This window comes from Streptomyces jumonjinensis, from assembly GCF_009600885.1.
Classification (GTDB): domain Bacteria; phylum Actinomycetota; class Actinomycetes; order Streptomycetales; family Streptomycetaceae; genus Streptomyces; species Streptomyces jumonjinensis.
In genome coordinates this window covers 34,279-59,448 of record NZ_VCLA01000180.1, presented here as the reverse complement: position 1 = coordinate 59,448, position 25,170 = coordinate 34,279, and the positions used below count along the sequence as shown (strand labels likewise).

Genomic DNA, 25,170 nt, shown 5'->3' with positions numbered 1-25,170 from the left:
GCCTTGAGCCGTTCTGCCGTGAGGGGACTCGGAAGGGGGAGCGGGCGAGCGTCTGGACCGGGAATGGTGAGCGTAGCGTGACTGTACGGTCGCTGTGGGCGAAGATCCGGGGAACACCCTGCGCGGGGGTACCGTCCCCGGCCACCCCTCGCGGCCGGGGAGGACCCATGGCGTGCCCGTCTGCGGGGTGCGGCCGACGGTGCCACGGAAGATCGCCGGTATCGCCTTTTCACCCGAATGCTCCAGGTCAAGTGCCGTCTCGCCGCGTATTCGGCCGATGGATCGCCTGAGGCGTCAACCGCCAGTTGTCGCCGTGCCGTTCGACGAACCCCAGCGCGTGCAGCCCGTACAGCCTGCCGAGGGTCTCATCGGGGGTCGTCCCCGCGTCGCGGGCGAGTCGCGCGGGGTCGGCGGGGCCCCGGGCGGGGAGGGCTTCGAGGATCCGCGCGCTGACCGGGTCCAGCAGATCCCGCGGCAGCACCGGCCCCCGGCGTGGCGGGGCGAGCTCTCCCATGCCCCCGACCAGTTCGACTGTTTCATCCGCGTCGGTGACCAGCACCGCGCCGCCGCGCAGCAGTTCATGCACCCCGGCCGAGAGTCCGCTGGTCGCCGGGCCGGGCACGCCCATGGTGTGCCGGGACAGCCGCTGAGCGCAGCGCGCGGTGACGAGCGAGCCGCTGCGATGCTCGGCCTCCACGACGACCGTGCCCCGGGTGAGGGCCGCGATCACCCGGTTGCGCAGCACGAATCTGCTGGGTGTGGGGTGGTCGCCGGGCGGTAATTCGCCGACGATCAGACCCTGTTCGGCGATGCGTCCGATCAGGGCGGCATGGCCGCGGGGATAGACGACGTCGACTCCGCAGGCGAGCACGGCGACGGTGGCCCCGCCTGCGGCCAGCGCCCCCCGGTGCGCCGCGCCGTCGATCCCGAACGCCGCTCCGGAGACCACGACCCACCCCCGTTCGGCGAGCCCCGAGCCGAGGGCTGCCGCCATATGCGCCCCGTAGGGGGTGCAGGCCCGGGCGCCGACGACGGCGACCGAGCGCACCGCCCAGGTGCGCAGATCGGGGCCGCCTCTGAGCCAGAGGCCGATGGGCCTGGCGTCCCCGAGGTCATCGAGCTGGGTCGGCCACTCCAGGTCGCCCGGGCAGATGAAGCGGCCCCGGGCGGCGGTGACGGCTTCGAGGTCGCGGCGGGGGTCGGCGCCGGCGGCCCGGGCGCGGTACCCCGCCAGCCGGCGCGGGGTGGCTCCGGGGAGCGCCCCGGCGCCCGGTGCGGTGAGCCGGTCCCACACTTCCCGCGCCCCGAATTCGCGCAGCCACCGCCCGCCGCGCTCATCGCCCGGCTCGATCACCCGGGTGAGCGCGATCCGCGCCAACCGCTCGGCATCACCAGGTCCTACCACCCGCCCCCACTCGGACTCCGGGCCCCCGGCCCGGTCATGCGCCGACCGCTCACCGTCACCGGGCCCGACCGCCCGCCCCCGCCCGGACTCCGGCCCCTCGGCCCGGTCCTCGCCCATCACGCGCCTCCCCGGGCCTGGGCGAGCGACGCCCCTCGGGCGACTCCGGTGCGCAGCTCCAGGGCGAGGCCCACATCGTCGGCGCGGGGGCTGTCCCGGCCCGACAGATCGGCGAGGGTCCAGGCGACCCGCAGCACCCGGTCCAGGCCGCGGGCGGTGAGCAGACCGCGCTCCATGTCCCGTTCGGCCGCGCCGAGCGCCCCGGGCGCGACCGGCCAGCGGGTGCGCAGCTCATGGCCGGGGACTTCGCTGTTGACGGTCCAGGGGGTGCCGCACAGCCGGGCGGCGGCGCGGGCGCGGGCGGCGCGGACCCGGGCGGCGACCGTCGCGGTGGATTCGCCCCGGCCGCCCCGCCCCAGCAGATCGCCCCGGCTGACGGGCTCGACCCGCACCCGCAGATCCACCCGGTCGAGCAGCGGCCCGGACAGCCGCGCCTGGTACCGCCGGACGACGGCGGGCGGGCATTCGCATCCGCCGCCGTGCAGCGCGTGCCGTCCGCAGGGGCACGGGTTGGCGGCGAGGACCAGCAGAAAGCGGGCCGGCAGCCGGACCACTCCCCCGCTGCGGGCGACCACCACATGCCCCGCCTCCAGCGGCTGCCGCAGGGCGTCCAGCGCCTTGCCGGTGAACTCCGGTGTCTCGTCGAGGAAGAGGACTCCCCGATGGGCCAGGGAGACCGCTCCCGGCCTGGGCAGCCCGTTCCCCCCGCCGACGAGTGCGGGCATGGTGGCCGAGTGGTGCGGGGCGCAGTACGGAGGGGTGCGCACCAGCGGTTCGCCGGGCGGCAGGATCCCGGCCACCGAGTGCACGGCCGTGACCTCCAGGGCCTCCTGCCGGGTCAGCGGCGGCAGCACCCCGGGCAGCCGCTCCGCCAGCATGGTCTTGCCCGCGCCCGGCGGCCCGTGCAGCATCAGATGGTGGCCGCCGGCCGCCGCGACCTCCAGGGCCCTGCGGGCCAGGTGCTGGCCCGCGACATCGGCGAGGTCGGGGCCTTCGGCTTGGGTGGCCGCGAGTCCTGTGCCCACCCCCGCGCCCGGCACCAGCAGCCCCGACAGCATGGGGTCGGGGCTGCCCTCGGGCACCGGTTCCTCCTCGGGGACCGGCGCATCGGTCAGCACGGCGATGAGCTGACGCAGACTCCGCACCCCGAGCACCGACACACCGGGCACCAGCGCCGCCTCCCCGGCGGTCCGCTCGGGCACGACCACCTGCCGGTATCCCGCCTCGGCGGCGGCGAGCACGGCGGGCAGCACCCCGCGCACCGGGCGCACCCGGCCGTCGAGCCCCAACTCCCCGATCAGCACCAGGTCGGCGATGGCCGCGGGGTCGATGCGCTCGGCCGCGCCGAGCACCGCACAGGCCACGGCGAGATCGAATCCTTGCCAATTGCGCCCTTACTTTACGGCGACGATCCAACGCTGCACCCAGACCCCGGCCCGGACCATGGCCATCAGCAGGTCAGTCATCTCTGCTGCAAGCTGCTTGCTGGCGGCTCCAGGGCGGAGGAAAAGGGTGTGCCGCCCCTCAGCTTCCAGTGGCACGCACCGCAGGGCGTCCGGAAGGGCTCCGGGCTCCGCGAAGGTCCAGCACGCCTCGGCAAGTCGCTGATCACCAGGCACCGGGGGTTCATCTGGAGGTAGGCGGAGCCACTGCCCGAGCTCGTTGCCGGGGCGCTGCTGCCGATCTATGTCATCAAGCAGGCCCTGGGTGGCGTGACCCGGCCGTACGACGAGAGTGACCCACCCGTCCTCATCCAGCACGGCCACGGCCCGGCCGGGCGGGATCTCGTCTGGTGTGTTCGCGAAGCGGTAGCGGGCCCGGGTCACCTGGTGCGACATGCTGTTCCACCCCTCCGGCTGCGACGACGGTGGCGCAACCGTATGTCAGTTCGATTCCATTAGGCATGCGGAATCTCCACTTCCACCCCCAGGCGGATGCCTCATCATGCCCCGCACCCGACTGGATCACCAGGTGAAACGAGAAAATAGCGGAGTGCTGATCAGTTAAGCCCGCTTGTATGCCTCGATCAGAGCCTGGATCTTGCGCTGATCCTCTTCGTTCATCTCCTCGAAGTGGTACACCATCGCGCGCACTGCCTCGGTGTCGCTGTACACCGGATCCACGCCGAAGAACTGCGCGCTCGCGGCGTCCTGGACGAGGCGCAGCGGCACACCCAGCCCGGCCGCCATCCCGCGGAGGGCTGGCACATCCGGTGCCTGTACGGGCAGCCGGGTCGCGATCCGATGGAGCCAGCTGGATTTGACCGTCTGTTCCCCGCTCTCGGGGTCGACGCAGCGGGCCGCCAGTTTTTCGTAGCTCAGCCGCAGGGCGTCCTTGCGCTCCAGCACGAGGTCACCCAGGTGGTTCCTGCCTGGGGCCGGCGCGGCCTTTTCTGCGGTCATGAGGGTCATCCTGCCACTCCGTGTCATGTCATGGGCTGTGGGGTGTCCATGTGGGCAGTGAGGCGCGCGCCGCATCCCCCCTGGTAGCAACTCTGCGCCATCCCACTCGATGGACGAAGTGTCCATGAGGAAGGACACCCTTCGCTAGGGCAAGCGACCGGCCAAGTGGCCGAAACCGCTGACCCTCTCCAACTCCCTGGACGACTCGTCCAAGTCATGCAATGATTCCTTCATCCAAGCGGTGCAATGAACCGGCGCACGAGGTGGACGTGACTAGACCTGCCCTGCATTACAAGATCGTCAATCCCCAGCTCTTGGAGATGCTGATGCGCCGCACCGGACGCGGCGATGCCGTCTCTGTACGACAGCTCGCCGACCGCGCTGGCATCCCCCACGGCACCGTAGGAAACCTGCTCACCGGCGAGCAGCAGACCGTCCGAACCGAGACGGCCCACGCAATCACCAGCGCGCTCGGCGTCGATCTGCTCGTCCTCTTCATGCCCGCCGAGCGGGCCGCTGCCGCGCTCCCCCGGTCAAACCGGACGCCGGTGTCCATATGACGGAGCCCTTCAGCCGGGCAGCCGCCGAGCAGCGGCTCGGGCCGGATGCTGTGGCCGCGATACGGCGAACCGCCACCGCCGCGCCACCGCTCCGTGCCGAGCAGCGAGCCGCACTTCGTGCGGTGTTCGTGTCGGCGCGGTCCAGCGCGAGCCACCTGAACCGCGCTGCTTGACCGCACAAATACGGGGCCGCCCCGGACCGGGCCTGGTCCGTACGCGACCCCTGCGCATCACACCCCATCCCGATCGCACACCGATCGAAAGGAGAGGACACGTGTCCTCCATCATTCCATCCCCCACGGTCTTGCCCAAGGCGTGGACTGCCCCGGCCGCGAGCGCTCTCCGCGCGGTCGCGGAGACCCGGCTCGCCGTCACGGCCCTGCTGGACTACATGCCGCTGCCCGCGCCGACCATGTCCGCCCGCGCCGACGCCGTGTACGTCAACGTCGCGGACCCCGATGACCTGCTGCCGTGGCTGGCCGCGCTGGACGGAACGATTCACCGGAGTCCCGCGTTTGAGGGCGTCCAGCTGTGGACGCTCCACACGTTCACCCCGCCGGGCCGTACCGGTGACCGGGTCCCGGTCCGCGTCAGTGTGCCCGTGCCGTGTGGCGAGCCTGTGATGCACGAGCTGCTGTCGGCGGTGGCGGCATGAGCAGCTACCGCGAACTGGCGGCGCTGGAGACAGCGCTGGAGACGGCGCTGCGGGCGTCCATGCAGGCGGGCCGGGGCGAGCCGTTGCAGCTCGCTCAGGTGGTGTCCGCCGCCGGGTGGGTCGCCCCGGAGACGACGGCCGGGCTGGCTGTGGAGCCGTGGGCGTGCGCTGAGTGCGGTACTCCTGAGGACGGCCACGGCAGTCGGTGGGTGAAGTCCGTGGGCCTGCACCAGTGGACGCGGCCGTCCGAGCGGATCGTGCTGGAGCGGATGCGGGCGCGTCGTGCGCGGCGGGAGCTGGGCCGTCTGCGGGCTCGGGTCGCTGAGCTGGAGGCGGAGCTGCTGCGGCCCCAGGGGCAGTTCCCGGAGGCGTTGTTGTCGGCGTCCGGGGACCCGGTCGTGATGCGGCCCGAGGCGGGTGAGCGGTGATGTTGGTCGCCCGGATGATCGCCTACGCGCTGATCGCGTACGCGACGCTCGCCCTGCTCCTCTTCCAGGTGCTGCCGGTGATCGCCGAGCTGGTGGGCCGTGTGATCGCGGCTCTGCACCGCCCGGCCGACGAGCCTCCGGTGTTGATCACTCTCGCGCGGTGCGACTCCTGCTCGCGCCCGGTGCCTTCCGGTGCCGTGACCTGTGCTCACTGCCTCTCCATCCCTGAGGGGGACTCTGATGTCTGACCGTTCCGAGCCCGTCGCCGGGCCCATCCCCATCTACGTCCGGACGATCCCGGCGGGCGTGGTCCTCGACCTGGAGGGCCTCACCGAGCGCGTCGTGGGCGATGTCCTGGACGCGTTGCTCGACAGCGCCGACACCGACCTGTGGGACCGGCTGACCGACCTCGCGACCGAGACCCGCACGCCCGAGGAGGGGCGCCTGCCGTTCGAGGAGCTCGTCTCCGATCTGACGGAGCGTGCGTCGTCGCGGGTGCCGCTGTACGGAACGAAGGCCCGCGTCCTGGCAAAGCGGCTGACCGCCGCGACCCGCAAGCAGACGCGCCGCCAGACCTGGAGGCGCGTCCTCCACTGGCGCGGCATCAGGGTTGCCGGTGTCCGCCGCATCGCCGAGGCCGGTGCCGCATGAGCGCCCTCGACCGCGCCCGTGACGCTGCGGCCCGCGCACTGCCCGCCTGGACCGGGGCCACCCCGCCCCACCTGCCCGAGTGGCGGACCTGCTACATCGCCAACGCCGCCGACGCCCCGGACGGCATCGTCCCGGTCTGCGGCGACGAGCACCACGACCCGGACGACGGCTCGGTGTACGACTGCTGCCCGGCCCCGGCCGTGGAGGTCGAGTGCCCGGAGCTGGCCGTGTATCTGGTCGAGCTGCTGAACACGGACCGCGCGGCCCGGTCGGGCCGCGCCGAGGTGCTGCGGGAGGCCGCTGACGCCTTGGACGCCAAGGTCACCGACATCCGCGCCCTGGACCGGTTCGAGGACGGCTGGGGCGACACCCGAGGCCCCGGCCTGATGACCGCCATCACCGAGCTCCGCCGCATGGCCGACAAAACCGCCGAGCTGGAGAAGGACACCGCGCCGTCGCGCGGCGAGTCCACTCCGGCCGCCGTGTACCGCGCCTGGTGCAACACGGTCCCCCTCGGCCTCTACGCGACTGCGGCCGCCGCCCGCGCGCACTGCGAGGCGCATGTCCGCCGGGAGATCCCTGGCGCGGCGCTCGACTGGATCGAGGACGAGGCCGACGGCGTTGCCGAGCTGGTCGCCAGCTTCGGTGAGGACGAGCGGTCGACCGGCTACGTCGTCACGGCGCTGACCGTGGCCTCCGAGTACGACGCGGAGGCGGACGAGTGACGACCGCTCCGCTGGCCGGGCCCACCACGGGCCCGGCCCCCGGCCGCCGGGTCACCCCCACCGGCCGGCTCATCCTCCCCGCGGACGCGGACCGGGCCGTCTGGCTCACCGCCCGCCGCCAGGGCCTCGGGTCCTCGGACATGGCTGCCGTTCTCGGCATCAGCCGGTACGGCAACGCGCTGTCCGTCTGGCACGACAAGACCGGCGGGCTCCCGCTGGAGTCCGACGACTCCGAGCCCGCGCTGTGGGGCCGCGCGTTTGAGGAGACCGTGGCCCGCGAGTGGGCCCGCCGCAACCGCTCTATGGTCCGCCGAGTCGGGCTCGTCGCCAACGTCGACCGGCCGTGGCAGATGTGCACGCTCGACCGCCGCGTCCTCGCCTGCCCGCTCGCCGACGCTGACGAGCGCTGTGCGGTGGAGATCAAGTGCCGCGACCGCATGAAGGCGGACCAGTGGCGGCGCGGTGTCCCGGACGATGTCCTCGCTCAGACCTTGTGGCAGGCCGACACCTGCGGTTACGACCACATGCACGTCGCATGCCTGATCGGCGGCAACGACTACCGGCAGTTCGTGGTGCGCGTCGCCGACCACGCCCAGCTCGTCGCCGACCTCCGCGCCGCCGGGGCCCGCGCCTGGCAGCAGATCACGGACCGGCACCCGCCCGTCCTCGCCGCCGACGCCGACCCGGCCGTTCTCCTCGACCTCTACGAGCAGCTGCACCCCGACCGGGCCGGGACGGTCGATATCTCCCGGCAGGGCGAGGTCACGGAGGCCCTGGCCGACTACGTCGCCGCCGGGGCCGACGAGAGCGCCGCCCTGCGCCGGAAGGACGCGGCGAAGGCCGTGATGATCGGCGCGCTCGACGGCGCGGACACCGCGATCCACCTCGACCGCACCCTCTACAGCTACGACGAGCAGGCCCGCGAGCACTGCGACACCCGGCGGCTCGCCGAGCGGTGGCCCGAGGCGTACGCCGACTGCGTCGAAGACCGGGTCTCCCGCCGTCTGAACATTCCCAGCACCATCCGTGAGGAGTACAGCTCATGAGCACGCTCGCCGAGCGCGCCGCTGCCGCCGCTGGCCGCACCGACACCCTGCCGCCAGCCGGATCGGCCGACGACACCGGGATCATCACTGAGTCGTTGCCCGACCTGTCCGGCTACGTGCCTGCGGAGAGTGAAGAGTGGGCGGACGTTCCCGTCCACATCGCCTGGCTCCGCGTCCGCCGGGACATCGCCTATATCGGCAAGGGCGACGCCTACGTCGAGAACGGGAAGAAGAAGTACGACTTCCGAGGCTACGAGCGCACCGTCGCCGCCTTCGGCCCCGTCACCCTCAAGCACGGTGTCTCCGTCATCCCGCACCGGCTCGCGCCGTCCCACCGGGACGCCAAGAGCGGTAAGGGCACCCCGATGCGGGAAGCCACCACGAAGGTGACGTGGAGGGTGTACGGGCCCCGAGGCGACTTCTTCGAGATGGAGTCCGAGGGGGAATCCCTGGACTACGCCGACAAGGGCACTGCGAAGGCGCAGACCATCGCGCAGCGGGTCGTTCTGCTGATCGCCGGGCTGATCCCCACGGGGGCCCCGGACAGTGACGAGTCGAACATCGAACGGGGCGAGGCGCCGCCTCGGACGGCCGCTTCGTACCGTGACGAGATCCTGGAGGCGGGGACGTCCCGGCAGCGGCTCGCACAGATCAACTACGAGATCAAGCAGGTCGGCCTCTTCAACGCTCAGGTCGTGAACGAGGTCGGGGACGAGGAACCCCTCGGGGCCTTCCTGTTCCGGATCGGTCAGGAGCGCATCCAGGTAGGTGGCCAGTGAGCTGGCACCTCGGCCGCATGTGCGGCTTCGACCTGGAGACCACCGGCGTCTCCGTGGAGGACGACCGCATCGTCACCGCGTGCGTCGTCCGGTGCGGCGGCCACCATCCCACCGCCTCCGCGACCTGGCTTGCTGACCCCGGCATCGACATCCCGGCCGAGGCCGCTGCCGTGCACGGCATCACCACTGAGCAGGCCCGCGCCGACGGTCGGCCGGCCGCCGAGGTCGTCGAGCAGGTCGTCGCGGCGCTCGCGCAGGTCGTGCGGGACGGCATCCCGGTGGTGGCGATGAACGCGTCGTTCGATCTGACGATGTTGGACCGGGAGGCCCGCCGTCATGGTGTCCAGCCGCTGACCGACCTGGTCGGAGAGCAGCTGCGGGTCATAGACCCGCGGGTGCTGGACAAGCACGTCGACCCGTACCGGAAGGGCGGGCGGAAGCTCGACGACCTCGCCCGCCACTACCAGGTCGCCCTGGACGGGGCGCACTCGGCGGACGCCGACGCCATCGCGGCATGCCGGGTCGCCTGGCGGATCGCGAACAAACGCGCGGACATCGGGGGCGCGTCCCTCGCGGAGCTGCACCGCTGGCAGATCGAGTGGGCCCGAGTGCAGGCCGAAGGGCTCCGCGCGTACTTCGCCCGGACGCCCGGCAAAGAGGAGTGGGCGGACGACGTGCGCACCGAGTGGCCCTTCATCCCGCAGCAGCGCACCGAGGACGGCGACCGATGATCCTCCCTCACATCGCCTACGCCGAGGCCGTCTACGCCGACCTCGCAGGGGCCGACGTCCGGCCCGCGCTCATCGAGCTGCGGACCACCGACGACCTCGACTACCGCATCCGGCTCCAGTGGGCCGCCGACCACCACGCCCTCACCGAGGACTACTGGCCGCACGGCCTGCACCTCGCGTGGTCGTCGATCAAGGGCTGGTCCGCCTCCGGAGACCGTGACGGGGACGGCCCGCTTCTTCCCGGCCCCGTGATCGCCGCCCCCGACGACGTCACCGCCTTCGTCTTCCACATCTGCGAGCACGGTCCGGCCGGTCCGGCCGCGCCCGCTGCGGTCGCGTGGACGGGCGCGCTGGCCCTCACCGAGGCCATGAACTGCTGGGAGGACCAGTGACCGCCCCGACCCCGTTCACCCCCGAGGCCCCGGCCGCCCTTGTGGCGGCCGGGGCCCGGCCCCGGGTCATTGGGCTGGATATCGCGATGGGCATCACCGGCATCGCCGGGGAGGGCTGGACCGACCACGTCAAGGCCCGCGGCCAGAGCCAGCACTCCCGGTTCGAGCAGCAGCTCATCGGCATCGCCGACCACATCCGCGCGGCGGACTTCGTCGTCATCGAGGGCGCCGCCTACGGCCACAACAACACCGGGGCCGACGCGCTGGCCGCGATGCGGTGGATGGTCCGCCACGACCTGTGGAAACGCCGCATCCCGTACGCCGTCGTCACCCCCGGCCAGCGGATGATCTACGCCGTCGGCACCGCCGCGCCGAAGGATCCCGAGACCGGGAAGCGGCTCCGCGGGGACGCCCTCAAGGGCGCACTCCGGGACGCCGTCGCCGAGACGTACGGCATCCACACCGAGGGCCCCGCCCGCTACGACGAGGCCGACGCGCACATCCTCATGGCGATGGGCGTGCACTGGCTCGGCTGGCCCCTCGCCGTCGTCCCGGACACCCACCGCCGAGCGCTCGACTCGGTGCGCTGGCCCGACCGCGCCACCGTGGTGGCCCGATGACCGCCCGCATGAGCGGCGCGCTCGCCGTCGACTTCGGCGACGGCTACGAGATCAAGCGCGGCGACCTCACCGGCCACATCGAGTACCGCCGCCCGCCGCGCGCTGTCTACGCCTGCCTCCGCTGCGGCACCCAGGAAGGCCCCGTCACCGGCCCCCTCGCCGTACGCCGCTTCGTGGACACCGTCCGGGCCGTCCACGCCACCCGATGCCACCCCGCCGCACCCATCACTGAAAGGCAAGCCGCATGACCGCCCACGCCCGGCCGCCGTACACCGACGCCGACCTCCGCGCCGAGGCCGCCCGACAGCACGCCGAACTCGCCAAGGACCCCTACTTCATGGAGGTCGGCGAGATGATGCAGAGCGCCCCCGTCGCCCACACCGTCGACACCAGCACCCCGGTGAGCTGGCGAGACCTCCTCAGAGGCACCGGTGGCGACAGGCAGTACAGCGAGGCCCAGGGCTGCATCCACGACCTCATCTGCACAGCCGCCGACACCTCCGCGTGGGCCATCGCCCTCGGCATCGACGGCCTGGAGCCCGAAGAGCACACCCTCACCGTCGGATACGACCCCGGCAACGGCGTGGACACGCCCCGCGTCCGCCTCCACTTCGCCTTCCACCCCGACCTCGACCACGACGCCCGCACCCGCTTCGTCATGGAGCTGTCCCGCCGCGTCCTCGCCAACCTCTGAAAGGAACCCACATGCCCGACATCAAGTTCGACTCGAAGATCATCGAGGACGTTCGCGAAGCCCTCGCCGACCACGCCCTCGACATGTTCCGCAACCGCCAGGGCCGCTGGATGGCCGTCGTGGAACTGGCCCACGTCGAGCGCACCGAGCCCGGCCCCGACGAGGACAAGAACCCCGCCGTCAAGATCCGCATCGTCGCCATAGAGGTCGCCGCCGACGACTACAGCGACGAACGACTCCGCGAACTCCAGCGCGGCCTGTACCGCCTCCGCACCAAGGGCGGAACCCTCGACGGCGAACTCCACCCCGACGTTCAGCAGGCCCGCGACGTGCTCCGGCACGGCTCCGGGCTCCTCGTCGGCGCGGGCAGCGAGCAGAGCTGATGACCGGCCGTCGCACGTCGGGCACCGCCGACTCCCGGTGCCCGACGTGCGCGGCCCCCGTCCTCCGCCAGTGGGTCGGCCACCGCGCCGCACTCCACGTCACCGCGGACCCGGCCCCGATCGACCCCGCCACCGAACACCACCACCGCACCCCCATGCGGCTCACCTGGTGCCTCCACCAGCCCCACATCGGCCCCCCGCACCTCCGCTGGCGCTGCCCCTCCCGCGCCTGCCAGCACCAGATCGTCACCGAACACCGCTGCACCAGCACGCCCGACACCCTGTTCTGAGGAGCCCCGTGGAGAACGTCCGCCACCTGAACCACCGCCCCGACCCCGCGGCGGCGGACGGCGACGCCTTCACCCGGGTCCCCCCGCACAACCTGGACGCCGAGCAGGCCGTCCTCGGCGGCATGCTGCTCTCCAGGGACGGCATCCTCGCCGCCCGCACCCTCAACCCCACCGCGTTCTACCGCCCGGCACACGAGACGATCTTCCGAACCATCCTCGACCTCCACGCCAAGGACGAGCCGGTCGACCCCATCATGGTCGCCGCCGAACTGGTCAGCCGAGGCGACATCGGCCGCGTCGGCGGCACCGCCTACCTCCACGTCCTCGTCCAGGCCGTCCCCTCCGTGGCCAACGTCGGCTACTACGCTGACGTCATCGCCGAGCATGCCGTCCGCCGGCGCGTCATCGAAGCCGCCGTCCGCATCACCCAGCTCGGGTACGACGGTGACCTGGACGAGGTCATCACGACCAGCCGCAAGGAGATCGAGACCGCCACCGAGGGCAGCGGCACCACCGCCCGCTCCAGCCACCTTGCGGACTCCTTCCTCGCGTGGGACGACTTCTTCGCCACCGACTTCGGCGCCGTCCAGCTCCTCCCCGGACGGCTCATGGCCCCCGGGCAGCAGATCACCATCGTCGGCGACGGCAAGGCCGGGAAAAGCCTGTTCACGCAGGAGTGGCTGTGGCGCATGGCCACCGGACAGAGCTTCCTCGGAGACCGCCCGCAGCCCCAGATCAGCGTTCTCTACGTCGACGCCGAGAACGGCTGGCCCGACGTGCAGGGACGATTCATCTCCTACGGCGCCGGGCCCGGCCGGATGGGGATGCTGACCTACGCGTCCTTCCCCCCGATCCGGCCGCTCGACACCCCCGGCGGCGGCGCCGACCTCATGGCCATGGCCGCCGAGGTCGAAGCCCAGGTCGTCTGCATCGACACCGTCAGCCGGTTCATCTCCGGCCCGGAGAACGAATCGGACACCTGGCTCAGCCTCTACCGGAACACCCTCCTCCCGCTGAAGCGTGCCGGCATCGGCTCCGTCCGCCTTGACCACCTCGGCAAAGACAGCGACAAGGGCGCCCGAGGCTCCTCCGCGAAGACGCAGGACGTCGACCACGTATGGACCCTCGCCGCGCAGGGCGGCGGCAACCTCACCCTTCGCCGGACTCACACCCGCACCGGCATCGGACCCGACCACTTCAGGATCGTCCGCCAGGCCCGCCGTGACGGCGACACCTACATGCCCGGCTGCACCCGCCATGTCCTCATGACCTACGAGCAGGACCCCGCCACGCAGGCCGCCGCCCCCGGCACCGACGAGCACATCATCGCCCGCCTCAACGATGCCGGGGTCCCCCTCGACGCTGGTAACCGCGTCGTCAAGGCCAAGCTCGCCGAACTCCAGATACCCGCCGGCTCCGACAAGGTCGCCCGCATCGTCAAGGCCCGCCAGAACAGCGCCGCGGAGCGTTCCCCGCAACGTTCCCCCGAGGCGTTCCAGGACACGTTCCCCGGGAACGTTCCCCGGAACGGGTCAAGGGACAGTAAAGACGCAGGTCAACCGTTCCCCGGTAACACCGAGGGAACACCAGGAACGCCCTCCGTTCCCCTGTCACCCCCCTCTAGGAGGGGGGACAGGGAGGGAACGCCGGAGGAAAAGACCTCAACCGAACCCCTCTGCACCATCTGCACCCACCCCATCCAGCCCGACTGGGCAGCACGCGGATACACCACCCACCTCGGATGCGACCCCACCACCAGCAGCCACCCAGCCGCCTGATCCGGTTCCACCACCCGCACACAGAAGAGAGACCCCATGCCACCGACCCCGTACTACAGCGACGACCACGTCACCCTCTACCACGGAGACATGCGCGACCTTCTGCCCACACTCGGCGTCACGGCCGACTGCATCGTCACCGACCCGCCCTACAACGACACGGCCCTTGCGTGGGACCGGTGGCCGGACGGATGGCCAGCGCTTGCCGCCGCCGTCACGAGCAGCATGTGGTGCTTCGGCAGCATGCGCATGTACCTCGCCCGGCACGCAGAGTTCACCGACTGGCGACTGTCACAGGACGTCATCTGGGAGAAAGACCAGGGAAGCGACTTCGTCGCGGACCGCTTCAAGCGCGTCCATGAGCACATCCTGTACTGGTACCGCGGCTCATGGCGCGACCAGCGCAAGGCCGTGCCCCGGATCCCCGCAGTCGACACGCGTAGCCGGGCCCGACACCACAGCCTCCGCACTGCCGCCCATCTCAACTCACCTATCGCACCGGCGATTGTGACCAGCGACGGGACACGGCTCATCCGGTCGGTCCTCCAGTCCCCGTCCGTCCGGCGCGGCCTGCACCCCACGCAGAAGCCCGTCAGCGTCCTCACCCCGCTGATCGAGTACGCCTCCCCGCACGGCGGATTAGTCCTTGACCCCTTCGCCGGATCCGGGTCCACGCTCGACGCGGCCCGACTTGCCGGCCGCCGCGCCATAGGCATCGAAGCCAACGAGCAGTACTGCGAGACCGCCGCGAAGCGCCTGTCCGAACTCGTCTGCTAACAGCTTTGGCTCGACCTCACCGACGCCCTTGGCACCGCCGCATAACCAACAACCCACCACCAACAGCCCCCCGGGCCCGATCCGGTTCCACCACCCGCACACAGGAGAGACCCCGTGACCACGCCGATCACCACCGTCAGCTACCTGATCGAGTCCCGCCCGCGCGGCACGACCGAGCCCTGGCGCCGGGCCGCCACCCGCAGCATCGCAGCCTCCTGGTCGGACCGCGCCAGGGCTGAGCGGTACCTCGCCGAGCGCCGTGAGCGGCAGCCGAACTGGGAGCACCGGATGATCACCGTCGCCACCACCGTCACCACCACCGTGACCGAGGAGCCGACCCAGTGACCGGCCCGTCATCCGTCCCGCGTGGGGAGCGCTCCGGGCAGCCTGGCGCCCACTGGGAGACCGAACTCCAGTTCGGTGGGGAGATCGTCGTACCGGACGACGCCGAGCCCGCACGCGCCAACAGGGCTACACGACGGGCCGCCACCCGGCGGGCCATCCATGTCCAAGAGATCGAGCGACTCAACGAGCGGATGAACAACCAGATCCGCGCCGCCATCCTCGACGCCCTGAAACCACCCCCCAGCTACAGCACAGGAGACCTGATGGACCGCTACGCCCGCGCCGCACGCATCATCAACCTCCGCAAGGGTCAACCGCTCCGGCGACCCGACGCCACCGCCGCTGCACTCACCGCCGCCATCACCCGCGTCCGCGCCGTAGCCGAAGCCGGACCCACCAGCGGCACCACCACCCCCGGCGAGTGGGAGAACGGCTACGAAGCCGCCTGCGCCAACATCCTCGCCGCTCTTGAGGAGACCCCGGCGACCACCCCCGCGGCGGGCACGCGGCACACCGCCGACACCATCACCAGCGACGACCTCGACCAGCTCTACGCCCGCATCAGCGCCCTCGAAGCCGTCGCCGCGAGCAACCGGAGGCACGTCCAGCACCTCGTGCCCGAGCTGGAGGCCGCCGACACCGCGCGCCACGCCCTCCGCACCCGCGCCGAACAGACCGAGGCCCGGCTCCTCCGCGCCGCCACCATCGCAGCCGAAGAACGCGACCGCTCCGTCGCCGCCGAGCAGCGCGCCGAGCAGGCCGAGGCCGCCATCGAACGCGTCACCACCGTCTGCCACGACCTCCCCTACGAGCACGTCGCCCGCATCCTCGCCGCCCTCGACCAGGACCAGGAGCCCACCCCGTGACCAGCCTCCGCGAGCAACTCGCCCGCGCCCTCGCCGACAACGCTGGGAGCTGCGCCTTCCGCGCCTCTGGGCGCGTGTGGGATCACGAACGGGCTGTCTGGTACCGCGTCGCCGACGCGCTCCTCGCCACCCTCAGCGAGGGGATGGCCCAGCTCCGGCAGCAGATCGCCGACGCCGAGCAGCGGGCCGAGCAGGCCGAGAGCACCATCGCCCGGGTGCGGGCCATCGCCGACGCCACCTGGGGCGGAGATGACCACGAAGACATCCGACGAGACATCCGCACCGCCCTCCAGGAGCCCACCCCGTGACCACCCTCCCGCCCTACACCGGCGACACCCCCACCTGCACCGCCTGCGGCCATCGCAGCGCCCGCACCGAGTACCGCGCCCTCGGCGAGTGCATCCACGAAGACCCCGGCGGCATCGCCATCGGCCTGAACCTGGCACCCCGGCTGCACCGCGAGTGCGAACGCTGCGACTACGCCTGGGACGAAGCCACCATCACCACCGAGTGCGCCGTCGACACGACCACGCTCACCGCCGCCCTCGACCGCGCAAGCACCGCCGAGGCCGCCGTCGCCCGCGTCCGCGCGATCAAGAAGGCCCCCGGCCGCTCGCCCCACAACCGGTACGCCAACGCCGTGGACGACGGCTGGGACTCGGCTCTCAGCGCCGTCCACGCCGCCCTCGACCAGCCCAAGGAGACATCGTGATCCGCTTCATGCTCGGCATCATCCTCGGAGCCCTCTCCGGGAGCATCACCTACGGCCTGACCGGCGACACCGACCTCGCCTGCATCATCGCCGGGATCGCCATGGTCCTCGGCTGGCTCGGCATGGCCACACTCCTGATCGCCGACGACTGACCGCACGCAGAAGGGGCGCCCGTTGTGCTGGCAGGCCGGGGCGCCCCTCTCGGTGGAGATCACCGTACCCCTCAGCACCCCGGAGACCACGATGACCACCACCGCCGGCCACCTCCAGTCGATCGCCCAGCTCTGGCCCGACCTCCAAGACGCCCTTGGAGGGCGGACACAGTCCACATGGCCGCCCGTCACTCTCCACGCCTACCTCGCCGCCCTCGACGCCGAGGAGATCGAGGCCGCCCACCACCGCGCCGCCGCCCTGCGTCAGTTGGAGCGCTCCCCGGATCAGATCGGGGTCAGGCCCGTGCCGATCCGGCTCGCCGTGCACGACACCATGCGCATGGTGGAGACGGTCCTCGTACAGCTGGCGGACCAGATAGCAGCCAACATCCAGCGATCCCCGCTCACGGACGCCCCCCGGTCGTGGCCGGCCGCGGACCGGGCCCGGCGGGACGCGCTCGCCCGCGCCGACCGGGAGCACCCGCACCGCTGGCGCTACACCGGCACCCGCACCGCACCACAGGCCGCGCTCTGGCTCTGGGCCCGCGTCGAGCAGATCCCCGGCCCGTGCCGACCGCTGACCGCGCAGCACCAGCAGCGCATCGCCACCATCGCCCAGGGAGCCGCCGACCGCATCGAGCGCGTCCTCGACACCGGCACCCGCACCGCCGTCCTCGACGCGCCGTGCCCCGACTGCTCCGGCCGGCTCACCGTAACCGGAGGAGCCGGCACCACCCCGATAGCGCACTGCACCAGCTGCGGCCGAACCTGGACCACACCCACCGCCGCGGCCTGAACACGAAGCGGCCCGCCCGGCGATGACAGCGCCGGACGGGCCCCGACCACACGGGAGACACCCCCGCATGACCACCACCGACCGTACCGCCCCCGCCGAGCGGGATCACGTTCCCGTTGCACTCCGCCGCACCGCCGTTGCGGCCCTCCTCAACGCAGGCATCAGCCAGAGAGACATCGCGCGACTCCTCGGGGCAACTCAGAGCGTGGTCTCGCGCGACGCCCGCGCAATCCGAGCGCAAGCGGCGCAGGCCGCTGACCAGCAGAAACCCGCCGTCGGTGCAACACTGCGCGAACGCATCGCGCACCGCATCACCACCGTCGACGCAACCATGGCGCAACTCGATGCCGCCGTCACCGACATCGTCGCGGCCCGCCCCGCGCGCGCCATCGTCCCGCCCGCCGTTGCACACCGATGGCGCCGAGATCTCCGTGAGCGCACAGCGAGCCTCACCGAGCTGGAGACCGCGTTCGAGGAGTGCTACCCGCTGTCCACAACGGAAGGACCATGACCATGCGACTGCCCGCCCGCCTCCGACTGCTCGCCCACCGACGCGGCTGGATCGCGTCCCCCTCACTCGCCTACCTCGGCGTGCCCTTCGGACCGCAGAAGCGCGACCTTGCACTTGAGGTCGCCGCCGCATTGGGGGCACGCTGCGCCGCTGGCACATGCGCGATCTGCGGACCCGACCCCGAGCCCCACGAGACGATGACCCCATGACCGACGACATCGACGCGTTCCTCCGAGACCGCCTCAAGGAAGACACGGAGACAGCACACGCCGCCATGTGGGACGAGCACTCGGGGTCCTGGACCGCACGGCCGCCGGAGACTCGCCACGAGCGGTACACGGTTGAGGACTACTGCGACGACGGCGTGGTCATCGTCGCCCCGGAGAACGCCGATCCCGACGGCGTGGGCCGCCACGTCGCACGCTGGGACCCGGAGCGGGTGCTGGCCGAGGTCGACGCGAAACGGCGGATGCTCGACGTGCACCGGCGCGTGCATCGCCGGTCCACCGGCAGCGCCGGAGGCATCAACGAGGACTGCGCGATCTGCGACCACTTCCCGGCGCAGTACCCATGCGGCACGCTCCGTCTGCTGGCGCTGCCGTACGCCGCTCACCCGGACTACCAGGAAGCATGGCGGCCGTAGGCAGTTGCGCGCCGGGCCCGTCATCCCGCATCATGGAGCCGTCTCCGGCGTGCCCGGAAACCCCACAGACACCGAAGGCCCAGCCAACTAGCTGGGCCTTCGCCCGTTCCAGGCCCGGCCACCCCCGATAGTGCCGGGCCTTCCGCATGCCCCCAGGAGGTGACCCCATGAGCGGCGGCCTGAAGAAGGGCGACCGTCCCGTCACCGACGAGGACCGCGCCGCCGTACGCACCCTCCACGCCCAAGGCCTCGGCCGCAACGAGATCGCCCGCCAGCTCGGCCGCGGGCAACGCACCGTCTCCCGCATCGCCGAAGACCTCGGCCTCACCTTCGACCGGACCGCGACCGCCGTTGCCACGCAGGCCCGCGTCAGCGACGCCAAGGCCCGCCGCGCGGCAATCATCTCCGGCCTCTACGACGTGGCCGAGGCGGATCTCGACTACCTCCGCCGCGCTGGCCCGTACGAACTGGTGGAAGTCTCCGCCGGGAAGGCCGTCGCTTTCCGCGTCGGCCGGCTCCCCGCGATCGACCGCCGCGCACTCCTCACCGGCATCTCCACCGCCATCACCGCCGCCACCCGCCTCGAAACCGTCGACGGAGACCCCGGCACCGACGCCGCCCGCTCCATGCTCACCAGCCTCGCCGACGGGATCCGCCGCCTGGCCGACGCGCACGAGGAGGACACCGCCGAGGAGGGCTGATGCTCGACTCGCTGCCCCTCTCCCGCAAGCAGATCCGATCCATCGCGGACGCGACCGCACGCATCAACATCTGGCACGGCGCGATCCGCTCCGGGAAGACCATCGCGTCGCTGGTGGCGTTCCTCATCGCGGTCGCCGCCGCCCCGTCGTCCGGGCTGATCGTCATCGTCGGCCGGTCACTCCAGACCATCGAACGCAACGTCCTCGACCCCTTGCAGGACGCCTCCCTGTTCGGCCCGATCGCCGCGCACGTCGTCCACACCCGCGGCGCGACCACCGCCACGATCCTCGGCCGCACCGTCCACCTCATCGGTGCCGCCGACTCCCGCGCGGAAGGCCGCCTGCGCGGGCTCACCGCGTGCCTCGCGTACGTGGACGAGGCCACGCTCATCCCGCGCGGGTTCTGGAACCAGCTCCTCGGCCGCCTCAGCGTCCCCGGGGCCCGGCTCATGGCCACCACAAACCCGGACAACCCCGGGCACTGGCTGCGGAAAGATTTCCTGAACAGAGCTGGCGCGCTCGATCTGCGGTCCTGGCAGTTCACCCTCGACGACAACCCCGCCCTCGACCCCGCGTACGTCGCCGCGCTCCGGGCCGAGTACGTCGGGCTCTGGCACAGGCGGTTCATCCTCGGCCACTGGGTCCAGTCCGAGGGCGCGATCTACGAGATGTTCGACACCGAGAAGCACGTCGTCACCGAGCTGCCGTCGATGACCCGCTGGCTGTGCGACGCGATCGACTACGGCACCGTCAACCCGTTCGTCTCCCTGCTCATCGGTCTCGGCGCGGACGGCCGGCTGTACGTCGCGAGCGAGTACCGGCACGACTCCCGCACCGCCCGCCGCCAGCTCACGGACGCCGAGTACTCCGCCGCCCGCCGCCGCTGGCTCGCCACTGCCGGGGTCCGGCCGGAGTGGACCATCGTGGACCCCTCGGCCAGCTCGTTCATCGAGCAGCTGCACCGCGACCAGGTCTCGTCCGTGATGCCCGCCGACAACACCGTCCTCGACGGCATCCGCACGATCGCCTCCCTCTTCGCCGCGGACAAGCTCAGGATCCACCGCTCCTGCACCGGCCTCATCGACGAACTCCCGGGCTACAGCTGGGATGACGAGAAGGCGGAGAAGGGCGAGGACGCCCCGATCAAGCTCGACGACCACTCCTGTGACGCGCTGCGGTACGGCGTCCGTACGACCGAGGCCCTGTGGCGGCCTCACATCCCTACTCTTCTGGAGGTGGCCGCCTGATGTCGTTCATCAAGGGATTCCCGGAAGCAGTGACCTTGGAGCAGATGCAGAACGCCTGCGCCGCTCTCGGGCTGCCGACCCGCCATCTCGTCGCGCTGTCCGTGGACGTGCGCGAGGGCGTGACAGCTGTGCTCCACGTTGCCAACGACGCCGGGCAGACCCTCGCACACGGTGGCGGACCGCTCCTCACCGAGATACGTATCCCCCGCAGCGACCAGGAGGTGCCCGACGATGCCGCTGCCGACGGCTGACACACCTTGGCCCCCGGTCGACACCCGGGTCCTCACCTCGCTCGCGGACTGGGACGCCTGGTACAGCGCCGAGCCAGAGCGGCTGGAGCAGCGCTACGAGGGACGTGGCTCTCTGGAGCAGGCCAACCGGCCAGCCCAGTACGCGGGCGGCCTGCGCGGTCGGCTGGCCCGCTGGTTCTGGGGGCAGCCCACCCCGGCGGGGGAGAAGTCCAGCAAGCTCCACATACCGCTCGCCGGGGATATCGCGCGCACCAGCTCGGGCCTGCTCTTCTCCGAGCCGCCCGCCTTGATCAGCGAACACCAGGGCACACAGGACCGTCTCGACGCGATGGCGAAGAGCCTGCACCCCACCCTTCTGGAGGCTGGGGAGGTGTGCGCGGCGCTCGGCGGCGCGTACTTCCGCGTGGTCTGGGACGACGAAGTGTCCGACCGGCCGTGGATCGACACGGTGGCCGCCGACCGGGCCGTCCCGGAGTTCCGCTACGGCAGGCTCACCGCGGTCACCTTCTGGACCGTCCTCGACTCCGGCGACACCAACGATCGTCGCCTCTTCCGGCATCTGGAGCGGCATGAGAAGGGCCGGATTTTCCACGGCCTCTACGAGGGCAGCCTCACCGCGCTCGGAGCCGCCCGGCCGCTGGCTGATCACCCCGACACAGCGCCGCTCGCCGCCATGGTGGACGCGGAAGGCGGCCTCGACACCGGCGCACCGGCGCACCTGACCGCCTCGTACATGCCCAACGTGCGGCCAGCGCGGGCGTGGCGGCACATCCCTAGCGCCGCCTACTGGGGCCAGTCCGATTTTCAGGGCATCGAGGGTCTGATGGATGCCCTGGACGAGGCATGGACGAGCTGGATGCGAGACCTCCAGGACGGGCGTTCCCGGATCATCGTCGGGGACCATCTGCTTCAGTCCCTGGGCCCTGGCAAGGGCGTGCGCTGGGAGGACCGGCGTGTCTACACCGGCCTGAACATGCTCCCGCGCGCAGGCGATCCGGATCCGATCACGAGCGTGCAGTTCGCGATCCGGGTGAAGGAGCACGCGGACACCTGCGCTGCGCTGACCGAGCAGGCCGCCCGGCAGGCCGGGTACAGCGCCAGCACGTTTGGTGAGCACGGCGACGGGCAGGCGGTCACCGCCACGGAGATCAAGGCCCGTGAACGGCGCTCTCTTGCCACCCGGGCGCGGAAGGCTCTCTACGCCGACCCGGCCCTCTCCGACATCCTCGCCGCTCAACTCGCCGTGGAAGCGGGGTTCCGCTTCGGAGTCACAGGGCTGGATCTGTCCGTCCCGCCGAAGGTCGAGTTTCAGGATTCCGTCACCGAAGGGCTCGGCGAACTGGCCACCACGGCCGAGCTGCTGCGCCGGGCGGAGGCCGCGTCCACGGAGACGCTGGTGCGGATGCAGCACCCGGACTGGGACGACCAGCAGGTGACGGCCGAAGTCGCCGCGATCCTCGGCGAGTCGGGCCGCGCCGTCTCCGACCCCACGATGACCGGTGCCGAAGGCCCCGGCACGCACGGATCCGGCCCTGTCGAGTAGCTGCTGAGGGGGTGCCGTGCCGGTATCCCCCGAGATGGCCGAGGACCTCGCCCGCGAGGTCCGGGCCCTGTACGACGCGGCCGAGGGCGCGCTCCTGGAGAAGCTCGCCGAGGCGCTCGCCGACGGGATCGACAGCCCCCGGTGGGTCGAGCTGAAGCTCGCCGCGATCGGGAGCCTGCGCAACTCGGTCGACGAGATCATTACCGCGCTCCAGACCGACACCGATGGTGCCGTACGCCGGGCGCTCGTTGAGGCGTACGGGCGCGGGCGGCAGGCCGCGGTGGCGGAGATGGGCGGTTTGGACATCGGGCGCGAGCTGGCGGCCCGCCCGGTACTGCCGAACGCTCCGGCCGTTGACCGGCTCGCTGCGTCGCTTGTGGCGGACACCCGGCCGCTGTACCAGCGCGTCAGCCGCGTCGTGGTGGACGCGTACCGGTCGATCACCTCGCGCGCGTCTGCGACCAGCCTCATCGGTGGGCTCACCCGCCGCCAGGCGTCGCAGCGAGCCATGGACCAGCTGGCATCGGCCGGGATCACCGGGTTCGTGGACAAGGCCGGCCGCTCCTGGGACATGGCGTCCTACGCGGAGATGGCCGTGCGGTCCGTGACGGCGCGGGCGGCGATCGAGGGCCACATCGACGCCCTCGCAGAGATCGGCGTCGGGCTCGTCATCGTGAGCGATGCCCCGCTGGAGTGCCCGCTGTGTGCCCGGTGGGAGGGGAAGACCCTCACGCTGGGGCCGGAGTCGGGGCCGCACACGATCCAGGCCGAGCACGCGATCCAGCCATCGGGCCTGTTCGCCCGGCGGCAGACAGTCGACGTCCGTGTCACCGGATCGCTGACCGAAGCACGGGCCTCCGGCCTGTTCCACCCCAACTGCCGCCACTCCCTCGCCGCCTACCTCCCGGGCGTCACCACCCGGCCGCCGGACCACCCCACCCCCGGCACGACCTATGAGGACACGCAGCGCCAGCGGGAGATCGAGCGCCACATACGCCGCTGGAAACGCCGGGCCGCCGCCGCGCTCGACGAACCGGCCCGCCGCGCCGCGAACGCCAAGGTGAGGGCCTGGCAGAAAGCCGCGCGGGAACACGTCGCCGCGCACCCCGACCTCACCCGCAAACCGGCGCGGGAGCAGATACCCGTCTCCGAGCGCCCCACCGCCGATACCACTACCGCCGACACCCCCAGCACCCAGCCGCCGGCCGACATGGAGGCCCGCTCCCCGCTGTGGAGCACGGACACCTCGCTCAGCCAGACCCTCGGGAACGCCCTGGAACGCGCCAACCGCATCCTCCAGCGCGCGCATCCCGGCCTGCGTCTATCGGGCCGTGTGCGGTTCGAGGAGCTGTCCGACGACGCGCCTTCTGGGCTGCGCGGCAGCTACATCCCGGACGGCTGGACCCGGCGCCGCCGGACCGGCCCCGACAGCCGGCTCCCTCTCGGCGCGGGCGGCATCCTCCGTCTGCGGGCCGACCGGCCGGCCGATCTCGTGGCGACGATCGTGCATGAGGCCGGGCACATCCTGGACCATCAGGCGCTCGGCGACGACCGCATGATGGGAACCGACGGGCTCCCCGAAGAGCCCCTGGACGTGTGGCTTCGCATGGCCGCGGCCGGTGAGGCCAGCACCCCCACGGGCCCGCTGGTCCAGTGGTTCGCCGCCGTGATGAACACCCGATCGGTACGGGAGCTGATCGCCATGCGCCGGCGGGGAGACGGTCACGTCCTCGGCGTCCTGGACGGCCGCGAGTACACCGTCTCCGATAAGCACCTGGAGTACCTGCTGCGGGTGCGCGAGATCTTCGCCCGCACCTATTTGCAGTGGATGGCGCGGGAGACCGGCGACCCCCGTCTGCGATACGCCGTCGAGCAACTGCGCGATGTGCCACGTCTGAAGGACGGAACGCCCCTCGTTCCGCCTGAGGCGTGGGATGATGACGACATCGAGCCAGTGCTCGACGCCCTCACCGAGGTGTTCAGGGCACACGGAATGACCCGGCAGGAGGCGCAGTGACCGTCCCAGGACTTGATCTGACCGAGCTTTTCGCCGATCTCGCGGAGCTGGACGGCCGGTACGCGAGATCGGCACGCGACGCCGCCCGCCGCCGCGCTCGCGGCGAGAGTTTCATCCGGGTCGAGTGGTCGGGCTCCGGCACCGAGAACTGCATGCCCCTCCCAGGCGACACGCCCCTGTAAACCACCTTCAGCAGTACCGAGGCCCCGTCCGGTGGACGGGGCCTTTCGCATGCCCAGGGGCCGCACGGCACCGGGCCGTTCCCGGAACGGGAGAGATCACCATGTCCACACCCACCCCCACGCCTGCGCCTCCGGCCGGTAGTACGCCTCCCGAGGGCGGTACGGGCGGCACCGGACCTGCGGGCAGCCCGCCTCCGGCTACACCGCCCGTACCGCCCGCTGACAGCGGTGACGGTACGGACTGGAAGGCCATGGCCCGCCAGTGGGAGAAGCGGGCCAAGGAGAACGGCACCGCCGCGGCCGAGCTGGAGAAGCTGAAGGCCGCGAACCAGACCGAGCAGGAGAAGGCCATCGCCGCGGCGGAGAAGAACGGCCGCACGGCCGCGCTCTCCGAGGCCGCACCGCAGATCGCCCAGGCCCGCCTGGAGGCCGCCGCCGCACGCGCGGGCGTCGACCTCGCTCCGCTGGCCGAGTTCATCGACGTCACCCGCTTCATCGGCGATGACGGCACGGTCGACGACAAGGCCATCAAGGCAGCAGTGGAGAAGCTGGGCAAGCTCGCCCCCGCACGCGGGGCCGGCCGCTCCGGCGCGGATCTGGGAGGCGGCGGGGGCTCCGGCGACCAGGCCCACAGCCTCGACAAGGAGATCGCACAGGCCAAGGCGAACGGCGACTGGCGCACGGTCATGCGGCTGGAGAACAGCAAGCTCGCCACCGCCGAGGCCGCTCAGAACTGACCCCCTGGGACCGGCCACGGGCCGCGCCCTCGAC

The 25,170-nt window shown here is 71.8% G+C and carries 36 protein-coding genes and 1 pseudogene; 33 read left to right on the top strand and 4 right to left on the bottom strand.

Features of this window, described 5'->3' with window-relative positions; translation table 11 throughout:
* Window positions 1-247: 247 nt before the first annotated feature.
* The 4 genes and pseudogenes from dprA to FF041_RS27875 form a co-directional block, all read right to left on the bottom strand.
* Entirely contained in the window at window positions 248-1,522 is a 1,275-nt protein-coding gene (gene dprA, locus FF041_RS27885; RefSeq protein WP_153525403.1) for a DNA-processing protein DprA, read from the bottom strand.
* A pseudogene (locus FF041_RS27880) lies at window positions 1,522-2,901 on the bottom strand (YifB family Mg chelatase-like AAA ATPase); the annotation flags it as partial. The gene dprA and the pseudogene FF041_RS27880, both read right to left, overlap by 1 nt.
* 15 nt (window positions 2,902-2,916) lie before the next feature.
* A complete protein-coding gene (locus FF041_RS40595) occupies window positions 2,917-3,360 on the bottom strand; it encodes a hypothetical protein (protein WP_407698202.1) in 444 nt (147 codons plus the stop codon).
* 165 nt (window positions 3,361-3,525) lie between these two features.
* The gene (locus FF041_RS27875; RefSeq protein WP_153525402.1) at window positions 3,526-3,933 is read right to left on the bottom strand and encodes a hypothetical protein; all 408 of its coding nucleotides are present in this window, start codon (window positions 3,931-3,933) and stop codon (window positions 3,526-3,528) included.
* 260 nt (window positions 3,934-4,193) lie between these two features.
* Between FF041_RS27875 and FF041_RS27870 the strand changes: the two genes are divergently transcribed.
* The 33 genes from FF041_RS27870 (at window position 4,194) to FF041_RS27710 (ending at window position 25,136) form a co-directional block, all read left to right on the top strand.
* Window positions 4,194-4,484: a helix-turn-helix domain-containing protein gene (locus FF041_RS27870; protein ID WP_194292199.1), complete on the top strand. Its 291-nt coding sequence runs from the start codon at window positions 4,194-4,196 to the stop codon at window positions 4,482-4,484.
* Between the two features lie 274 nt (window positions 4,485-4,758).
* On the top strand, window positions 4,759-5,139 hold the full coding sequence (locus FF041_RS27865; protein WP_323392900.1) for a hypothetical protein: 381 nt from the start codon (window positions 4,759-4,761) through the stop codon (window positions 5,137-5,139).
* Window positions 5,136-5,567 (top strand): hypothetical protein, encoded by a 432-nt coding sequence (locus FF041_RS27860; RefSeq protein WP_153525400.1) that lies wholly within the window; start codon window positions 5,136-5,138, stop codon window positions 5,565-5,567. Before FF041_RS27865 ends, FF041_RS27860 begins: the two co-directional genes overlap by 4 nt.
* Window positions 5,564-5,815, top strand: a complete 252-nt coding sequence (locus FF041_RS27855; RefSeq protein ID WP_153525399.1) for a hypothetical protein — start codon at window positions 5,564-5,566, stop codon at window positions 5,813-5,815. The genes FF041_RS27860 and FF041_RS27855 overlap by 4 nt, the downstream gene beginning before the upstream one ends.
* Window positions 5,808-6,218 carry a hypothetical protein gene (locus FF041_RS27850; RefSeq protein WP_153525398.1) on the top strand — a complete coding sequence of 137 codons (411 nt, stop codon included), beginning with the start codon at window positions 5,808-5,810 and terminating at the stop codon, window positions 6,216-6,218. Before FF041_RS27855 ends, FF041_RS27850 begins: the two co-directional genes overlap by 8 nt.
* Window positions 6,215-6,943, top strand: a complete 729-nt coding sequence (locus tag FF041_RS38195) for a hypothetical protein (RefSeq protein ID WP_194292198.1) — start codon at window positions 6,215-6,217, stop codon at window positions 6,941-6,943. The genes FF041_RS27850 and FF041_RS38195 overlap by 4 nt, the downstream gene beginning before the upstream one ends.
* Window positions 6,940-7,989: a YqaJ viral recombinase family nuclease gene (locus FF041_RS27840; RefSeq protein WP_153525397.1), complete on the top strand. Its 1,050-nt coding sequence runs from the start codon at window positions 6,940-6,942 to the stop codon at window positions 7,987-7,989. Before FF041_RS38195 ends, FF041_RS27840 begins: the two co-directional genes overlap by 4 nt.
* Window positions 7,986-8,768 carry an ERF family protein gene (locus FF041_RS27835; RefSeq protein WP_153525396.1) on the top strand — a complete coding sequence of 261 codons (783 nt, stop codon included), beginning with the start codon at window positions 7,986-7,988 and terminating at the stop codon, window positions 8,766-8,768. Before FF041_RS27840 ends, FF041_RS27835 begins: the two co-directional genes overlap by 4 nt.
* Complete coding sequence (locus tag FF041_RS27830) at window positions 8,765-9,499, top strand: 3'-5' exonuclease (RefSeq protein WP_323392897.1); 735 nt, start codon at window positions 8,765-8,767, stop codon at window positions 9,497-9,499. Before FF041_RS27835 ends, FF041_RS27830 begins: the two co-directional genes overlap by 4 nt.
* The gene (locus tag FF041_RS27825) at window positions 9,496-9,891 is read left to right on the top strand and encodes a hypothetical protein (protein WP_153525395.1); all 396 of its coding nucleotides are present in this window, start codon (window positions 9,496-9,498) and stop codon (window positions 9,889-9,891) included. The genes FF041_RS27830 and FF041_RS27825 overlap by 4 nt, the downstream gene beginning before the upstream one ends.
* Window positions 9,888-10,511, top strand: coding sequence for a hypothetical protein (locus tag FF041_RS27820; RefSeq protein ID WP_323392895.1), 624 nt, complete (start codon window positions 9,888-9,890; stop codon window positions 10,509-10,511). The genes FF041_RS27825 and FF041_RS27820 overlap by 4 nt, the downstream gene beginning before the upstream one ends.
* Window positions 10,508-10,759 (top strand): hypothetical protein, encoded by a 252-nt coding sequence (locus FF041_RS27815; protein WP_153525394.1) that lies wholly within the window; start codon window positions 10,508-10,510, stop codon window positions 10,757-10,759. Before FF041_RS27820 ends, FF041_RS27815 begins: the two co-directional genes overlap by 4 nt.
* Window positions 10,756-11,205, top strand: a complete 450-nt coding sequence (locus tag FF041_RS27810) for a hypothetical protein (protein WP_153525393.1) — start codon at window positions 10,756-10,758, stop codon at window positions 11,203-11,205. Before FF041_RS27815 ends, FF041_RS27810 begins: the two co-directional genes overlap by 4 nt.
* Before the next feature lie 11 nt (window positions 11,206-11,216).
* Window positions 11,217-11,588, top strand: coding sequence for a hypothetical protein (locus FF041_RS27805; RefSeq protein WP_153525392.1), 372 nt, complete (start codon window positions 11,217-11,219; stop codon window positions 11,586-11,588).
* A complete protein-coding gene (locus FF041_RS27800; protein WP_153525391.1) occupies window positions 11,588-11,878 on the top strand; it encodes a hypothetical protein in 291 nt (96 codons plus the stop codon). The genes FF041_RS27805 and FF041_RS27800 overlap by 1 nt, the downstream gene beginning before the upstream one ends.
* 8 nt (window positions 11,879-11,886) lie before the next feature.
* Window positions 11,887-13,656 carry a DnaB-like helicase N-terminal domain-containing protein gene (locus tag FF041_RS27795; RefSeq protein ID WP_153525390.1) on the top strand — a complete coding sequence of 590 codons (1,770 nt, stop codon included), beginning with the start codon at window positions 11,887-11,889 and terminating at the stop codon, window positions 13,654-13,656.
* Between the two features lie 36 nt (window positions 13,657-13,692).
* Window positions 13,693-14,433 (top strand): DNA-methyltransferase, encoded by a 741-nt coding sequence (locus tag FF041_RS27790; protein ID WP_153525389.1) that lies wholly within the window; start codon window positions 13,693-13,695, stop codon window positions 14,431-14,433.
* 114 nt (window positions 14,434-14,547) lie between these two features.
* Entirely contained in the window at window positions 14,548-14,778 is a 231-nt protein-coding gene (locus FF041_RS27785) for a hypothetical protein (protein ID WP_153525388.1), read from the top strand.
* Window positions 14,775-15,644, top strand: a complete 870-nt coding sequence (locus tag FF041_RS27780; protein ID WP_153525387.1) for a hypothetical protein — start codon at window positions 14,775-14,777, stop codon at window positions 15,642-15,644. The genes FF041_RS27785 and FF041_RS27780 overlap by 4 nt, the downstream gene beginning before the upstream one ends.
* Window positions 15,641-15,952 (top strand): hypothetical protein, encoded by a 312-nt coding sequence (locus FF041_RS27775; RefSeq protein WP_153525386.1) that lies wholly within the window; start codon window positions 15,641-15,643, stop codon window positions 15,950-15,952. The genes FF041_RS27780 and FF041_RS27775 overlap by 4 nt, the downstream gene beginning before the upstream one ends.
* Window positions 15,949-16,356 carry a hypothetical protein gene (locus FF041_RS27770; protein ID WP_153525385.1) on the top strand — a complete coding sequence of 136 codons (408 nt, stop codon included), beginning with the start codon at window positions 15,949-15,951 and terminating at the stop codon, window positions 16,354-16,356. The genes FF041_RS27775 and FF041_RS27770 overlap by 4 nt, the downstream gene beginning before the upstream one ends.
* Complete coding sequence (locus FF041_RS27765; RefSeq protein ID WP_153525384.1) at window positions 16,353-16,508, top strand: hypothetical protein; 156 nt, start codon at window positions 16,353-16,355, stop codon at window positions 16,506-16,508. Before FF041_RS27770 ends, FF041_RS27765 begins: the two co-directional genes overlap by 4 nt.
* 22 nt (window positions 16,509-16,530) lie before the next feature.
* On the top strand, window positions 16,531-17,304 hold the full coding sequence (locus FF041_RS27760) for a hypothetical protein (RefSeq protein WP_228388667.1): 774 nt from the start codon (window positions 16,531-16,533) through the stop codon (window positions 17,302-17,304).
* 67 nt (window positions 17,305-17,371) lie between these two features.
* The gene (locus tag FF041_RS27755) at window positions 17,372-17,815 is read left to right on the top strand and encodes a hypothetical protein (protein WP_153525383.1); all 444 of its coding nucleotides are present in this window, start codon (window positions 17,372-17,374) and stop codon (window positions 17,813-17,815) included.
* On the top strand, window positions 17,812-18,024 hold the full coding sequence (locus FF041_RS27750) for a hypothetical protein (protein ID WP_153525382.1): 213 nt from the start codon (window positions 17,812-17,814) through the stop codon (window positions 18,022-18,024). Before FF041_RS27755 ends, FF041_RS27750 begins: the two co-directional genes overlap by 4 nt.
* Window positions 18,021-18,458, top strand: a complete 438-nt coding sequence (locus FF041_RS27745; protein ID WP_153525381.1) for a DUF6221 family protein — start codon at window positions 18,021-18,023, stop codon at window positions 18,456-18,458. The genes FF041_RS27750 and FF041_RS27745 overlap by 4 nt, the downstream gene beginning before the upstream one ends.
* 167 nt (window positions 18,459-18,625) lie before the next feature.
* Complete coding sequence (locus FF041_RS27740) at window positions 18,626-19,159, top strand: helix-turn-helix domain-containing protein (RefSeq protein WP_153525380.1); 534 nt, start codon at window positions 18,626-18,628, stop codon at window positions 19,157-19,159.
* Window positions 19,159-20,406 (top strand): PBSX family phage terminase large subunit, encoded by a 1,248-nt coding sequence (locus FF041_RS27735; protein WP_153525379.1) that lies wholly within the window; start codon window positions 19,159-19,161, stop codon window positions 20,404-20,406. Before FF041_RS27740 ends, FF041_RS27735 begins: the two co-directional genes overlap by 1 nt.
* Window positions 20,406-20,657, top strand: coding sequence for a hypothetical protein (locus FF041_RS27730; RefSeq protein WP_153525378.1), 252 nt, complete (start codon window positions 20,406-20,408; stop codon window positions 20,655-20,657). Before FF041_RS27735 ends, FF041_RS27730 begins: the two co-directional genes overlap by 1 nt.
* The gene (locus tag FF041_RS27725; RefSeq protein WP_153525377.1) at window positions 20,638-22,200 is read left to right on the top strand and encodes a hypothetical protein; all 1,563 of its coding nucleotides are present in this window, start codon (window positions 20,638-20,640) and stop codon (window positions 22,198-22,200) included. Before FF041_RS27730 ends, FF041_RS27725 begins: the two co-directional genes overlap by 20 nt.
* Window positions 22,201-22,216: 16 nt before the next feature.
* The gene (locus FF041_RS27720; protein ID WP_323392892.1) at window positions 22,217-24,217 is read left to right on the top strand and encodes a phage minor capsid protein; all 2,001 of its coding nucleotides are present in this window, start codon (window positions 22,217-22,219) and stop codon (window positions 24,215-24,217) included.
* Entirely contained in the window at window positions 24,214-24,399 is a 186-nt protein-coding gene (locus FF041_RS27715) for a hypothetical protein (protein WP_153525376.1), read from the top strand. Before FF041_RS27720 ends, FF041_RS27715 begins: the two co-directional genes overlap by 4 nt.
* Before the next feature lie 101 nt (window positions 24,400-24,500).
* Complete coding sequence (locus FF041_RS27710; protein ID WP_153525375.1) at window positions 24,501-25,136, top strand: hypothetical protein; 636 nt, start codon at window positions 24,501-24,503, stop codon at window positions 25,134-25,136.
* Window positions 25,137-25,170 lie beyond the last annotated feature (34 nt).

Coding starts and splice junctions, on each gene's coding strand:
- FF041_RS27860 (WP_153525400.1), top strand. CDS start 5,136: ATGAGCAGCTACCGCGAACTGGCGGCGCTGGAGACAGCGCTGGAGACG.
- FF041_RS27790 (WP_153525389.1), top strand. CDS start 13,693: ATGCCACCGACCCCGTACTACAGCGACGACCACGTCACCCTCTACCAC.
- FF041_RS27805 (WP_153525392.1), top strand. CDS start 11,217: ATGCCCGACATCAAGTTCGACTCGAAGATCATCGAGGACGTTCGCGAA.
- FF041_RS27825 (WP_153525395.1), top strand. CDS start 9,496: ATGATCCTCCCTCACATCGCCTACGCCGAGGCCGTCTACGCCGACCTC.
- FF041_RS27755 (WP_153525383.1), top strand. CDS start 17,372: ATGACCACCACCGACCGTACCGCCCCCGCCGAGCGGGATCACGTTCCC.
- dprA (WP_153525403.1), bottom strand. CDS start 1,522: ATGGGCGAGGACCGGGCCGAGGGGCCGGAGTCCGGGCGGGGGCGGGCG.
- FF041_RS40595 (WP_407698202.1), bottom strand. CDS start 3,360: ATGTCGCACCAGGTGACCCGGGCCCGCTACCGCTTCGCGAACACACCA.
- FF041_RS27875 (WP_153525402.1), bottom strand. CDS start 3,933: ATGACCCTCATGACCGCAGAAAAGGCCGCGCCGGCCCCAGGCAGGAAC.
- FF041_RS38195 (WP_194292198.1), top strand. CDS start 6,215: ATGAGCGCCCTCGACCGCGCCCGTGACGCTGCGGCCCGCGCACTGCCC.
- FF041_RS27740 (WP_153525380.1), top strand. CDS start 18,626: ATGAGCGGCGGCCTGAAGAAGGGCGACCGTCCCGTCACCGACGAGGAC.
- FF041_RS27745 (WP_153525381.1), top strand. CDS start 18,021: ATGACCGACGACATCGACGCGTTCCTCCGAGACCGCCTCAAGGAAGAC.
- FF041_RS27835 (WP_153525396.1), top strand. CDS start 7,986: ATGAGCACGCTCGCCGAGCGCGCCGCTGCCGCCGCTGGCCGCACCGAC.
- FF041_RS27735 (WP_153525379.1), top strand. CDS start 19,159: ATGCTCGACTCGCTGCCCCTCTCCCGCAAGCAGATCCGATCCATCGCG.
- FF041_RS27710 (WP_153525375.1), top strand. CDS start 24,501: ATGTCCACACCCACCCCCACGCCTGCGCCTCCGGCCGGTAGTACGCCT.
- FF041_RS27730 (WP_153525378.1), top strand. CDS start 20,406: ATGTCGTTCATCAAGGGATTCCCGGAAGCAGTGACCTTGGAGCAGATG.
- FF041_RS27750 (WP_153525382.1), top strand. CDS start 17,812: ATGACCATGCGACTGCCCGCCCGCCTCCGACTGCTCGCCCACCGACGC.
- FF041_RS27725 (WP_153525377.1), top strand. CDS start 20,638: ATGCCGCTGCCGACGGCTGACACACCTTGGCCCCCGGTCGACACCCGG.
- FF041_RS27810 (WP_153525393.1), top strand. CDS start 10,756: ATGACCGCCCACGCCCGGCCGCCGTACACCGACGCCGACCTCCGCGCC.
- FF041_RS27800 (WP_153525391.1), top strand. CDS start 11,588: ATGACCGGCCGTCGCACGTCGGGCACCGCCGACTCCCGGTGCCCGACG.
- FF041_RS27850 (WP_153525398.1), top strand. CDS start 5,808: ATGTCTGACCGTTCCGAGCCCGTCGCCGGGCCCATCCCCATCTACGTC.
- FF041_RS27815 (WP_153525394.1), top strand. CDS start 10,508: ATGACCGCCCGCATGAGCGGCGCGCTCGCCGTCGACTTCGGCGACGGC.